The organism is Ruegeria sp. AN11 (assembly GCF_056536005.1).
In genome coordinates, this window is the sequence record NZ_JBQFJD010000001.1 from 700,675 (window position 1) to 713,498 (window position 12,824).

Here is a 12,824-nt window from a genome sequence, read left to right on the forward strand (position 1 = left end):
GATTGAAAACCATTGCCTGCTACAGCAACAAAGGTGGTGTGGGAAAAACCGCGACCTCGGTCAATCTTGCGTATTCCTATGCGCGTTCGGGTCAAAACGTGCTGCTGTGTGATCTGGATTCCCAAGGGGCGTCAGGATTCTACCTGCGGGTAAAGCCGTCAAAGAAGCTGACTGAAGCACGATTCTTCGAGGATGTGGAAAGGTTTACCAAATCGATCCGCGCCAGCGACTTTGACCGGCTGGACGTCCTGCCTGCTAACCTGACCTATCGCGATTTCGATGTTTTCCTGTCGCGAATGAAAAACAGAAGATCCCGGTTGAAGAAAGCCCTGGTTGCGGCGGGCAGTGACTATGATGTGGTCATTCTGGACTGTCCGCCAAACTTTTCGACATTGTCCGAGAACGTATTCAAGGCTGCCGATCAGATTGTGGTTCCAGTCATTCCGACGACCTTGTCGGAACGGACATTCGATCAGCTGATCGGTTTTTTTGAACAGAAAAAACTGCCCAAAAAGAAGCTCAAGGCCTTCTTTTCCATGGTGCAACGGCGCAAGACCCTTCATCTGGAAACGATGGATGGAATGCGAAAGCTGTATCGCAAGAGGTTCATGAAAACGGTCATACCCTTCGCAGCCGATATTGAACGCATGGGTATGCACCGCGCGCCTGTCAGCGTTTATGCGGGCTCGAGCGTGGCAAGCCGGGCCTACAAGGCGCTGTTTGACGAGTTGGAAGCCCTGACATGAGCACGGAAATCGAACGTAAGTTTCTGGTGGCTGAACGGCCTGATCTGACAGAAACGCGCAAGGCCTTGGTGCGGCAGGGCTATCTGACTGCGCCAGACGATTCCACCGAACTGCGGTTGCGTCAGAAGAACGACGTTCATTACCTGACACTGAAGGGAAAGGGTGCAATGGTGCGTGTGGAAAGAGAGGCTGAAATCACACCCGAACAATTCAACACCTTCTGGCCCGAGACCGAGGGCCGCAGGGTCGAAAAAGAGCGCTATACCGGGGAGTTGCCGGATGGTCGGGTGTTTGAGCTGGACGTGTTTCTGGGCGATCTTGCGCCCTTGTCTCTGGTCGAGGTCGAGTTCACATCGGCGGCCGAAGCAGAAGGGTTCAGGCCGCCAAGCTGGTTCGGTACAGATGTGACCGGGGACAAGCGTTATAAAAACAAGATGATGGCGATTGACGGGATTCCCGACTAACCCTTTCGCGCCAGCGTCAGTGTTGCTTCAAGCCCCGGATTGCAATTGCGTGCCGAGAATTTGCCCCCATGCATATGCGAAATCGCCGCGACCAGCGCCAGACCCAGTCCGGAATTGCGTTCGGTGCGCGCGGGATCGAGCGTGACGAATGGCAGTTGCAGGCGCGGCAGATCCTCGGGCGGAACACCGGGGCCCTGGTCTCTGACGCTAAGAAGAACGTAATCCTTTATTCCGGACAGGTTTATCGTAATATCAGACTCTTCGGGCGCGTATCTCATCGCGTTTTCGAGTAAGTTTGACAAAGCCTGGGACAGAAGCGGTCGATGCCCCTGAATAGGCTTTGCTTCGCCGGATACTAAAAGTCGGATACCCTGGTCCGCCGCGACAGGCTCGTACAGGTCCACCACGTCGCCCACCAACTGTTGCAGGTCAACTGTTTCGAACTGTTCCCGGCCCAGACCGGCCTCGGCGCGTGAAATCTCGGTCAACTGACCCAAAACCCGCAAAACGTGGTCGATTTCACCGGTCGCGCGGGCGATGTCGACTTCTCGGTCCAGACCACTCTTGCCGGGATCGGTCAAGGCTTCGATCCTTTGCCGAAGCCGCGAAAGGGGCGAGCGCAAATCATGGGCAATCGAGTTTGATGTCGTGCGCAGGTTGCTGATCAGTTCTTCGATCCGGTCCAGCATGTTGTTCAGGGTGCCTGCGACCTGATCGAATTCATCCCCCGTGCCGCGAATAGGAATGCGGCGGCTCAGGTCGCCGGACACGATGTTGTCCGCGGTGTCCGCAACATCCTTGAGACGGGAAAACACCAGCCGGGTTAACAACCATCCGGTCAGCAGGCTCAGAACCAGTGCAATGGCCAGGGCGAGCGCCACTGATTGAAACAGCACACGGTCGAACTGCTGTCTGGCGGACGCGTCCCGTCCAACCAGAAGCCTTTCACCGCCGGGCAGCCGGACCGATGCCGCCGAAATCGGAACAAACTGATTGGATTCGGTTTGCCGCACCTGAAGATCGACCCATCCGCTGCCTGCAGTCACATCGTCGGGCCATTGTGCGAGATTACCGGCAAGAGGTGTTCCAAACCTGTCCGTCAACAAATACAAAGCGTCACGTTCGGCCGCGTTCGCAAGACGGCGATCAATGGCTGATATCAATCCGATCATTCCGCGTCTGTCGTATTCGTCCGCCAGCCCGGTCAGCTCGGCGGTTACGACAGACCGCGTTTCGCCTTCGATCGTTCTGTTTGCCGTCAAATAGACCAGTCCTAGAACGGTCGCAGTCAGCAATGTGCTGAGGATCATGCTGGCCAAAACAAGCCGCGTACGCGAATTTCGCAGGGACAGTCGCAGGTTAGCCATCAGAAATCATGTAACCGGCCCCCCGGACAGTTTCAATCAGGGGCTGGGCGTCGCCTTCATCCAACTGACGGCGGAGTTTTGAGATATGGACATCGACGACATTGGTATTGGGATCAAAGTGGTAGTCCCACACGCCTTCCAGCAGCATGGTGCGGGACACCACGCGGTTCTTGCGGCGCAGGAAGAATTCCAGGATCTGGAACTCGCGCGGGGTCAGGGAAATTTCACGACCGTCGCGCGTGACCTTGCGGGTCAACAGGTCCATTTCAAGGTCCCGGCAGTTTAGCGTCGGGTTTTCTTCGGCTTCCTGAGGGCGGCGCAACAATGCCTCAATCCTTGCATGCAGTTCCTGAAACGAGAATGGCTTGACCAGATAATCGTCGGCACCGGCGCGCAAGCCCTTGACGCGCTCGTCAACGGCGCTCATGGCGGTCAGCATCAGTACGGGCGTCTTCAACCCGGCGGCGCGCATGGATTTGATCAGAGACAGCCCGTCAAGACCCGGCAGCATCCGGTCAAGGACGACAGCGTCAAATCCTCCGTCAGTTGCGTGATACAGCCCCTCACGGCCATCGGCCGCAGTTTCGACAACATATCCTTCTTCGCCAAACCCCTTGGCGATAAAGTCCCGCGTCTCTTCGTCATCTTCGACGATCAGAAGGCGTCTGCTCATGATCGAGGTTCCTTTCTGCCGGGATTTAAACACAAATTTCAGATAAAGCACATGCCGGGTGCGACCAGGCACACCCGGCAGTGCCGGCAGGCTGCGGACAATTCAGACCCGCCGGCGAGGCGCGCGCCAAATTTCCCCATCACGTGGCACGCGCATGTTTCAGATCAGGCGATTTCGACCGCGACGAAGATCTGGTTGCCACCGCGATTGATCAGAACCAGCGCAGGATCAGTCTTTTCGCTGTCCAGCGCCGCCTTCAGGGCCTCCGGAGTGATCGTGTCCTGACCGCCCAGTTTGACGATTACGTCACCGCGCCGAAGCCCTGCTTTTTCAGCCGGGCTGTCCGGCGACATGTCGGTCACAACGACACCTTCGACGGATTGGTCAACGCCCATTTCGGCCCGCGCGGTATCTGTCAGCGGGGCAACTGTCACACCAAGGGATGTACCGGACAGGGTCTCGTCAACCGCCTTGTCGGGTTCCGCCGATGCGGACTGATGCTGTCCGATGGTCAGTTTGACCTGTTCCTCCTTGCCGTCGCGCAACACGGTCAGCGTGCTGTCCGTGCCGACCTTGGTCGTGCCGACCAGAAGCGGAAGCTCGCTGCTGGAATCAACGCTCTGGTCATTGAAGCTGAGGATCACGTCGCCCTGCTGCAGGGCGCCTTCCGCGGGGCTGCCGGGTACGACATCCGACACAAGTGCGCCTGCTGACGAATCGATCCCCAATGCGGCCGCGAGTTCGGGGCTTACGTTCTGGATCGAGACACCCAACCAGCCGCGGCTTACCTGACCATCATCCAAAAGGTCTGCAGTAATGTGTTCGACGATATTCGAGGTTACGGCAAAGCCCAGACCGACCGAGCCGCCGCTGGGTGAGTAGATGGCCGAGTTCACGCCGATCACTTCGCCTTCCATGTTGAACAGCGGGCCGCCCGAGTTGCCCTTGTTGATGGCCGCATCCGTCTGGATGAATTCAGCATATGGCCCTTGCGAGATGTTGCGGCCCTTGGCCGAAACGATACCGGTGGTCACGGTCGAATGCAGACCGAACGGATTGCCGATAGCGACCACGTCTTCACCCACGCGGATTACTTCACTATCACCCATCTTGACGGCCTGCAGGTCCTCGCCCGCGTCGATTTTCAGAACGGCGATATCGGTCAGGGGGTCTGTCCCCACGATCTCGGCTTCGAAGGTTCGGTCATCGCTCAGACGGACCGTAACCGTGGCGGCATTGTCTACGACATGGTGGTTGGTGACGATGTAGCCGTCCTCATCCAGCACAAATCCCGAACCCAGCCCCTGGGTCGGGCCGCGTTGGGGGGCGTCGAAACCTTCAGGCATGCCGAAGCGCTTGAAGAACTCACCGAACGGGTGGCCTTCGAAATCAAACTCTTTTCCCTGAACCGGGGTAGGGGCGGCCTGTTGTTTGGCGATAATGGTCACGACCGATGGCGAAACGGATTCGACCAGGTCTGCCAGGGCTTCATCGGCCAACGACGGCAGGGCGGTCGAGGCCAGCATGGTTGCGCCCAGGGCGCTGGCGCCGATCCAGCCAGACGTTCGTGGCAAAAGAAGCGAGGATTTTCGGATGCTCATTTAGTTCTCCTGTTAACATCACGCGGTTACACCCGCGCGTTGAGACAGAAGATGCCGCTTCAGGTTTGGGCTTTCATGATCGCGAAATTAAGAAATCTTAATTCAGCCACATTCGGGCCTTCCTTTGTTACCAATCAGGTCAACCGATACCGGTCGTGAAAAGGGATCGCAGCTCACGAATCGGTGTATTGTTGCCAAAATCGCTGTCAATGGATGAAAACTGTTGAATTGAATCTGTTTGGTAAACAAAGGGGTCGCGCAAAGTTGTGCGGATCAGTAAATCGCTTTCAGGTTGTGAAGAGATATTATCTACTGACTAGACCTGAGTGTAACGCATTTTCTTTTTGCCGTTATTGATCACTCCAAGCAATCATAAAACATCGGTTTGTAACTTGGCCATAAGAGCGTAATCGCGTTAAAGTTGATCTTCAATAAGCGAGATGTTGCGCAAAAACTACCTGAATTCCTCGAAATTAACCGTTTCTTCCAATTTTAGATTGTTTGAAAGGGTCGGATAAGCGACGATGAAATTGTCCAAGCGAGGGGGAGCCAGAAGCACTAGGGGGTGCTGAAGGCTTACTCAGTACCAGAAGCGCTGAGCGGCATGTTAACGAGGGGGTCTTGTTTAGGTTCGGCAGCGTAATACCCGATAGCCTTGTAAGGTGGTTGGGTCGCGCTTTTGGAATTGGTGAAAAGTGGTAGTCTTGCTTTTGGGCAACCGGCCCGGTCGACAACGACCGGGCCGCGTCTATTTCGGGGGCCGTGTTCTGTGCCACTCGTCCCAGTCTTCTGGTGTATCCAGATCCAGCAGCGCGTTGCGTCCGGGCAGGCGGTGCAGATGAACCCTGCTGGAATTTGCACGCACAACGGATTGCGCGCCCTCGTCGCCCTTGAGCTGGCTCAGTAACGAAAAAAGCTTGTGGTCGAAAATGACAGGGTGCCCCGGCTTTCCGTTTTCTGTTGCACCGCGCCAGATCAGTTTGTCCGGATGAGCTGTGACACAGGCTGCGACCGCCTCCAGATCATTGCCTGTTAATTCCGGAAGGTCCGCCAGCAGAACCATGACGGCTTTGGCTTCGGTTGGGATAGCGGCCATGGCACCGCGCAGGCTGGCGTTCATGCCTTCATCGGCATCCGGGATTTCCACCGCATGAACATCGAGTCCCTTTACGGCCCCGTAACGCGCATGCGGGGCGGGAGGCACCGCAACAAAGACCGGCCCGACTGCCAACGCAGCCCGGGCCGAGCGGCGCAATAAAGGGATGCCGTCGACATCCTGCATCAGCTTGTCCGTACCGCCCATGCGGCTGGATTGCCCTGCGGCCAGAAGAATGACGGGTATCTGATTCATTCCGCCATCATGCTGGGGCTGCAGCCCCGAGTCATCCCCGCATCCGCGCACCATCCGCATCGAACAGCGGTTTTGAGATCACGTGCGCCTTGCGCATCTGGCCAAGTATTTCGATTTCAACTTCAAGTCCGTCGTGGGCGCGGTCAGCGGGCAGAAACCCCAGGGCGATAGATTTACCGGCGTAATGTGAATATCCGCCGGACGTGCAGAACCCGACAACTTCGTTGTCCAGCCAAATCGGTTCGTATGCGTTTACATCCGTGTCCTCCGCGTCGACTTCAAAGGCTACAAGCTGGCGTGTGGCACCGGCTTCCTTTTCGTGCTCGGCTGCCGCGCGGCCAATGAAATCAGCGTTTTTTGTAAACGAGATGAACCGATCCAGTCCGGTTTCCGCAGCAGTGTAATCCGGTGAAAACTCACGCATCCACGAGCCGAAAAACTTATCCAGACGCAGGCTCATCATTGCGCGCATGCCAAACGGCACCATTCCAAACGGTTGACCGGCCTGCCACAAGGTCTGCCACAACTGTCGTTGGGCCATTGGTTCGCAGAACACCTCGTACCCCAGATCGCCGGTATAGCTGACCCTCTGAACAATGCAGTCGGTCATGCCCACCGTCATGCGGCGTACATCCATGAACTTCCGGCCTGATACGTCGTCCCGCGTACAGGCTGCCAGAACATCGCGGGCCAGGGGGCCCGCGACCTGAAATCCGTTCAGGCGATCGCTGATGTTTTCAATCTCGACATGTCCGGTTTGGTTCTGCCGGAACCAACGCATGTGAAACGCCTGGCTGCCGTAAGAGGCGGTCAGTTGAAATTCTGTTTCACCCAGACAGGAAATGGTGAAATCACCGATCAGTTTTCCTTTGGGAGAAAGCATCGGAGACAGGGACAGCCGCCCGACTTGCGGAATTCGTCCCGCCATGATCCGGTCCAGCCAGGCCCGGGCATCAGGTCCCGTGACGCGGTATTTTCCGAAGTTGTGAACCTCGTTGATACCTACGGCTTCACGAACCGCGCGCACCTCGCGGCCGGTGGCCTCGAATGCGTCAGAACGACGGAAAGACGGGGTTTCGTAGTCCGGTTCATCACCCTGGGCAAAGTAGTTGGGAACTTCCAGCCCGAATTGCTGGCCCCAGACCGCGCCCATGTTGCTGAAAATGTCATACATCGGTGTGGTTCGGTTTGGACGCGCAGCGGGCAGTTCCTCGTTCGGGTAGGCGACGCTGAACCTTTTCTGATAGTTTTCAATCACCTTCGGGCGGGTGTAGCCGGGGCTTATCCAATCGCCAAAGCGGGCAACGTCCATGGCAAAGACGTCCCGTTCGGGTTCGCCTTCGATCATCCACTGCGCCAGCGTCAGGCCAACGCCACCGCCCTGGCTGAACCCGGCCATCACGCCACAAGCTGACCAGTAGTTGCGCATGCCCGGCACCGGCCCGACCAGAGGGTTCCCGTCAGGTGCAAAGGTGAACGGGCCGTGGATCACGGATTTCACGCCCGCTTCGGCCAGAACGGGGAAGCGTTTATCGGCAAATTCGATACTGTCAGTGATTTTGTCATAATCATCGGGCAGCAATTCGTGGCCGAACTCCCACGGGGTTCCGTCCACGGCCCAAGGCTTGCAGGGCTGTTCATAGAAACCGATGCAAAGACCGCGTCCTTCTTGCCGCAGATAGCTTTCGCCAGCGGGGTCCATCACATGCGGGTGTTCGCCGCCTGCGTCAATGATTGCTTCGATCTGCGGGATCGAGTCGGTAACGAGATACTGGTGCTCCATCGGATGCAGCGGGAAATAGATACCCGCCATCGCCCCGACCTCGCGGGCCCACAAGCCGCCAGCGTTGACAATATGTTCGGCGTGGATCGTACCCTTGTCGGTGACGACATCCCATGTGCCGTCAGATCGTTGCCGGGTTTGCCGGACCATGCAATGGGTTTCGATCGTGGCCCCGCCCATCCGGGCCGCCTTGGCATAGGCATGGGTCGTACCGGACGGGTCCAGATGCCCGTCGAGCGGATCATACAGCGCGCCGATGATGCCTTCGGTGTTGGTGATCGGCGCAATCTTGCGGATTTCTTCGGGCCCGACGATTTCAGTGTCCAGTCCCATGAACCGATGTTTGGCCCGTTCAGCCAGAAGCATGTCAAACCGGTCCTGATTATCGGCAAGCGTGACTCCACCCACGTGATGCAGCCCACAGGACATGCCTGTGATCTCTTCCAGCTCTTTGTACAGGCGGATGGTGTAGCCCTGAAGGGCAGCCATATTGGTGTCGCCGTTCAGTGTGTGAAACCCCCCGGCCGCGTGCCAGGTGGATCCGCTGGTCAACTCTGACCGTTCCAGCAGCATAACATCTGACCACCCAAGTTTGGTCAGGTGGTACAGGACCGAGCATCCGACGACACCGCCGCCGATCACGGCAACCCGGGTTGTGAGATTCATGATTTGCTCCACAAGGTTTTATGCCAGTCTGTATCGGCGGGCAGGGGATGCAACGCCAAATACGACATTGGGTGTCGCTTGGGCACGCAAACAATCGATTGCGTTGGGAGGCCGGACTCCTGCGGCTGGCTGCTATAGCATCCTGCTTCAGAGTGGGCGGATCTTCAGCCCGGTGATCCGATTGCCTTCCCGCGCGGTGACTTCAAAGCGGAACCCGTGGAAGGAAAAGACCTGTCCGACAGTCGGGATCATCTGCGCCTCGTGAATGACCAGGCCGGCGACGGTGTTGGCCTCTTCGTCGGGCAGGGTCCATTCCATCGCGCGGTTGACGTCTCGGATCGTCATCGCGCCTTCGACCAGAAACTGCCCGTCATCGGTCCGCGTAATCGCTATTTCTTCGTCCAGATCGAACTCATCGGCGATTTCGCCCACGATCTCTTCAAGAATGTCCTCAAGCGTGATCAGGCCGCGGAGCGAGCCGTATTCATCGACAACCAGTGCAAAATGACTGTGCATGCGCAGGAATTCCCGCATCTGATCGTCCAAAGTAGTGGTTTCGGGAACGAAATACGGATCGGTGGCTACCTTGGAGATGTCGAAGGACTTCAGCCGGTCTGTGTCGCCGTCGTGTCCGCCCACCTGGGCATACATGGCGCGAAACAGGTCCTTGGCGTGCACGACGCCGACAATGTTCTCGGGCTCGTCGCGGAAGACGGGCAAGCGGGTGTGCGGGCTTTCCAGACATTGTTTCAGAATTTTTTCGGGCGCGTCGTCCGCATCGATCATTTCGATATTGGATCGATGCAGCATGATCTCTTCCACCGCGCGATCGCCCAGATCAAGCGCGCCCAGAATACGGTCCCGGTCTTCTTTTTCGACCACGCCTTCGGAATGTCCCAGATGCAGGGCGCCCGCGATTTCTTCGCGCACGGCAAGGATGTTGCTGTTGGGGTCAATCTGAACGCCAAACAGGCGCAACACGCCGCGCACCAGCAGACGCACCGCCGCGACGACAGGGGAAAACACCGTCACCACGATTCCGATGATAGGAGCCACCGCGGCGGCTGCTTTTTCCGCGTTCGTGATGGCATAGGTCTTTGGCAGAACCTCGGCAAAGATCAAAACCAACAAGGTCATCACCAGCGTTGCCAGCGCCACACCGCTTTCGCCGAACAGTCGCGTAAAAAGTGCCGTTGCCAGCGAGGCGGCAAGAATATTGACCAGATTGTTGCCCAGCAGAACCGAACCGATCAGGCGTTCATTGTCGTCGGTAATGTCCAACGCTTTTTGCGCACCGCGTGATCCCTTGTCGGCTTGTACCCGCAGCTTGCCGCGGGATGACGCGGTCAATGCCGTTTCGGATCCCGAAAAGAAGCCTGACAGAACAAGCAAAAATAGGATTGCGCCGGTGGTGAACCAAAAAGCGCCGTCGATCAGTGAAGAAGTGGGTTCCATTGTTCTTTATTGTTGATGCGGTTGCGATTGTTATGGGGGTGCCACCCCTCCGGATCAAGGGTTTAGCCCTTGTTGTCCGGGTCTTTCGCCAGCGGGTGATGCTCCAACACCAGTTCTGACAGGCGTTCGTCCAGAACATGAGTGTAGATTTCCGTGGTCGCCACATCCGCATGACCCAGCAAGGTCTGGATCGACCGAAGATCTGCGCCATTGGCCAAGAGGTGGGTGGCAAAAGCATGGCGCAGAGTGTGCGGTGTGACCTTTTCGGGCGAAACACCGCCCTGAACCGCCAGTTCCTTGACCAGCAAAAAGAACCTGTGCCGTGTCAAATGGCCGGACTTGCCCCGGGACGGGAACAGAAACCGGGATCTTTGCCCACCTTTCGCGACCGTTTGGTCTTCGGCCTCGTCCCGCAGGGGCAGCCATGCCGCCAACGCATCGCGGGCAGGCGGGGACAGGGGCACCATCCGCTCTTTCCCGCCTTTGCCCAGAACCAGAAGCATGCGCGGATCGCCACGCGCCGATGAAACCGGCAGCGAGACCAGCTCGGTCACACGCATTCCCGTGGCGTAAAGAAGCTCCATCAGGCAGGTATTGCGAACCCGATCCGCGACACTGCGCCCGGTTTGGCGTGCGGCGTCCAGCAGCCTGTCGACCTCGGGTACATCCAGCGTTTTGGGCAATCGTTTGGGCCGTCCGGGACCCTTGATCTGAATGGCCGGGTTGGTGTCGCGCCAGCCTTCCTCGAAGGCGAACCGGTACAATTGCTTGATGGCCGATAATCGCCGCGCGCGGGTCGAGCGAGACAGCCCCTGTGCGTCGCAATCGATCAGATAGGCTTCGATCCGGTCCCTGTCGGCGTCAGCGAAACTCGAAGACCGCCGCTCCAGCCAGGCCGCAATATCTTTCAGATCACGCCCATAGGCCAGCAGGGTGTTGGTTGCCGCCCCAAGCTCGGCCGCCTGAGCCTGTAAAAAGGTGGAAATCCATAGGTCCTGAGTGGCCGGGGATGCCATTCTCAAACCCCTTGAAGGATCAGCAACTGAAGCGCCGCACGACGGGCTGTATCTTCAAGTCCGACGCGGCGCAAAGTGGCGATGGCCGCGGTCAGGTCCACAAGATTTCCGCGTGCACCATGGGCAAAAAGGGTCATGGCCTCCAGAATGGCCTCGCCCAGCTGATCATTGACCAGCAAGGTTTCGATGTCGGATGGGATCGGTGCGGCCCAGACAAACCCCTCGGCAACGGCATCTGCAAGTGGAGATGGTGATTTGGCACGACCGGGATCACCTTGGGCCAGTGCTGCCAGAAACTGTGTTCCTTGTTCCGTTTCCGGTATGTCAATTGCAGCGGTTTCGTACAATTCAGACAAAAGCAGAATGCGCCAGCGCAAGGCTTCGGATGCTTCATCTGGCAGCGTAACCCGCGACAGCCGTTCGGCAAACAGTTCGGCAAAAGGAACTTCCAGCCCGATGTCGTGCATCTGGTTCCAGACCGTCAGCAGGGCTTCGGCAATGGAGTAGGGGTTCCCGGTTTCAAGCGCGCTTTCAAACCGTTGAACAGCCGCAACCCGATCCCAGACCGCGCCCGACGCCGCAGGTTTGCGTTCGGTATAAAGGCCAAGCAACTGATTGGGGGTCAAAGCGCCGATTCTCGTCAAACGTTCGGCTGCCTCGATCTGGGCTTTCCAGCCTGCAACATCGCGCAGGTCCGCGTTTGCAAATGCTCGGGGCAAAGGGGCCGAGGGCAAGCGTTCGCCAATGGCTTCAAACAGCCGGAAACTCAGCGGATCGGGGTTTTCAGGCTGCGGCAGATAGGCGGCCCCTTCAAACAGTTCAGGGCTAAGGAAGCGATCAAGAACCGCCAGATCTTCGTCGGGCAGAATTTGCAACGCATGCGCGGCTTCCAGTGTCAGCGCGGCCGAGACCCAGTCTCCGCGGCGCGCCTTGCAGAAGATTTGAGCAGCGTAGTCGGTCGACAGATAAGGCTGTGCAATCAAAGCGGTGCAGCTGCGGTCCTCGTCGCCAGTCAGAAGTGTGGCGTCAAACCAACGCTGAAATCGCGCTTGGCTATCGGTTGGTCCGGCAAGCTGAACCAGAGACTGGGCAGGATCAGCGGCCCCCAATTGCATCAGCCGGTCCAGGCGGGCCAATAACAGCGTTTCTTCCGCTTCTGGTCCCGAGGGCGCCCGCGCTTCAGATAGCAGCAGGGTGAACAGCAACCTTTGCATGGCTGCATTGTATTTGACCGGAACATCCGCAATCAGCTCGGCCAAACGATCTGGATCGCTGTTCTGCCACAGATCGACGGGCAGCCCGGTGACCGATGATGACACGAGGCCCAGCGGTTGCGACAAAGCCTCGAGCGGTGTGACCTGGACGTCGGGCTGAATGCCGGTCTGGGTAACCGGGGGTTCCAGCAGAACTGTACCTGGCAGGTTTTCGGGCGGATCGGTCAACCAGTCAATGGCCGAGAGAGGTTCCTGTTGCGCTTGCGCCGTACCAGCCAGAACCAGCAAAACCGCCGCTGCTTTAATTCGCATCCAAATCAACCGGTTCGCGTATTTCACTTTGCGGGGCAGAGAAGTCCGCGCCGAAGTAGGGGCCAACATAGGTATAGGCGACCAGCCCGATGAAACTCAGGCAAATGATATATATAACGAACTTGATCAAGCGGCCCATGGCTCAACGCTGCCTCAATTTTTGATTTTGACCAAGT

General features: G+C 57.8%; 11 protein-coding genes. 2 read left to right on the forward strand and 9 right to left on the reverse strand.

Features of this window, described 5'->3' with window-relative positions:
• Window positions 1-2: 2 nt before the first annotated feature.
• The gene (locus ACR3EQ_RS03415) at window positions 3-746 is read left to right on the forward strand and encodes an AAA family ATPase (RefSeq protein ID WP_170616293.1); all 744 of its coding nucleotides are present in this window, start codon (window positions 3-5) and stop codon (window positions 744-746) included.
• Entirely contained in the window at window positions 743-1,210 is a 468-nt protein-coding gene (locus ACR3EQ_RS03420) for a CYTH domain-containing protein (protein WP_170616296.1), read from the forward strand. The genes ACR3EQ_RS03415 and ACR3EQ_RS03420 overlap by 4 nt, the downstream gene beginning before the upstream one ends.
• Here the strand turns inward: ACR3EQ_RS03420 and ACR3EQ_RS03425 are convergent.
• The 9 genes from ACR3EQ_RS03425 to ACR3EQ_RS03465 form a co-directional block, all read right to left on the reverse strand.
• Window positions 1,207-2,577: a sensor histidine kinase gene (locus ACR3EQ_RS03425; protein ID WP_170616298.1), complete on the reverse strand. Its 1,371-nt coding sequence runs from the start codon at window positions 2,575-2,577 to the stop codon at window positions 1,207-1,209. The two genes, ACR3EQ_RS03420 and ACR3EQ_RS03425, sit on opposite strands and share 4 nt — an antisense overlap.
• Entirely contained in the window at window positions 2,570-3,250 is a 681-nt protein-coding gene (locus ACR3EQ_RS03430) for a response regulator transcription factor (RefSeq protein ID WP_170616300.1), read from the reverse strand. Before ACR3EQ_RS03430 ends, ACR3EQ_RS03425 begins: the two co-directional genes overlap by 8 nt.
• Before the next feature lie 164 nt (window positions 3,251-3,414).
• Window positions 3,415-4,851, reverse strand: a complete 1,437-nt coding sequence (locus ACR3EQ_RS03435) for a DegQ family serine endoprotease (RefSeq protein WP_170616301.1) — start codon at window positions 4,849-4,851, stop codon at window positions 3,415-3,417.
• A gap of 748 nt (window positions 4,852-5,599) precedes the next feature.
• Complete coding sequence (locus ACR3EQ_RS03440) at window positions 5,600-6,202, reverse strand: nucleotidyltransferase family protein (protein WP_480489720.1); 603 nt, start codon at window positions 6,200-6,202, stop codon at window positions 5,600-5,602.
• A gap of 31 nt (window positions 6,203-6,233) precedes the next feature.
• A complete protein-coding gene (locus ACR3EQ_RS03445) occupies window positions 6,234-8,651 on the reverse strand; it encodes a GcvT family protein (protein ID WP_480489722.1) in 2,418 nt (805 codons plus the stop codon).
• Between the two features lie 147 nt (window positions 8,652-8,798).
• Window positions 8,799-10,106, reverse strand: a complete 1,308-nt coding sequence (locus tag ACR3EQ_RS03450) for an HlyC/CorC family transporter (RefSeq protein WP_170616307.1) — start codon at window positions 10,104-10,106, stop codon at window positions 8,799-8,801.
• Window positions 10,107-10,168: 62 nt separating this feature from the next.
• A complete protein-coding gene (locus ACR3EQ_RS03455; protein WP_170616310.1) occupies window positions 10,169-11,122 on the reverse strand; it encodes a tyrosine recombinase in 954 nt (317 codons plus the stop codon).
• A gap of 2 nt (window positions 11,123-11,124) precedes the next feature.
• The gene (locus ACR3EQ_RS03460) at window positions 11,125-12,648 is read right to left on the reverse strand and encodes a hypothetical protein (RefSeq protein WP_170616312.1); all 1,524 of its coding nucleotides are present in this window, start codon (window positions 12,646-12,648) and stop codon (window positions 11,125-11,127) included.
• Window positions 12,638-12,787 carry a hypothetical protein gene (locus tag ACR3EQ_RS03465; protein WP_170619029.1) on the reverse strand — a complete coding sequence of 50 codons (150 nt, stop codon included), beginning with the start codon at window positions 12,785-12,787 and terminating at the stop codon, window positions 12,638-12,640. Before ACR3EQ_RS03465 ends, ACR3EQ_RS03460 begins: the two co-directional genes overlap by 11 nt.
• Window positions 12,788-12,824: the final 37 nt, after the last annotated feature.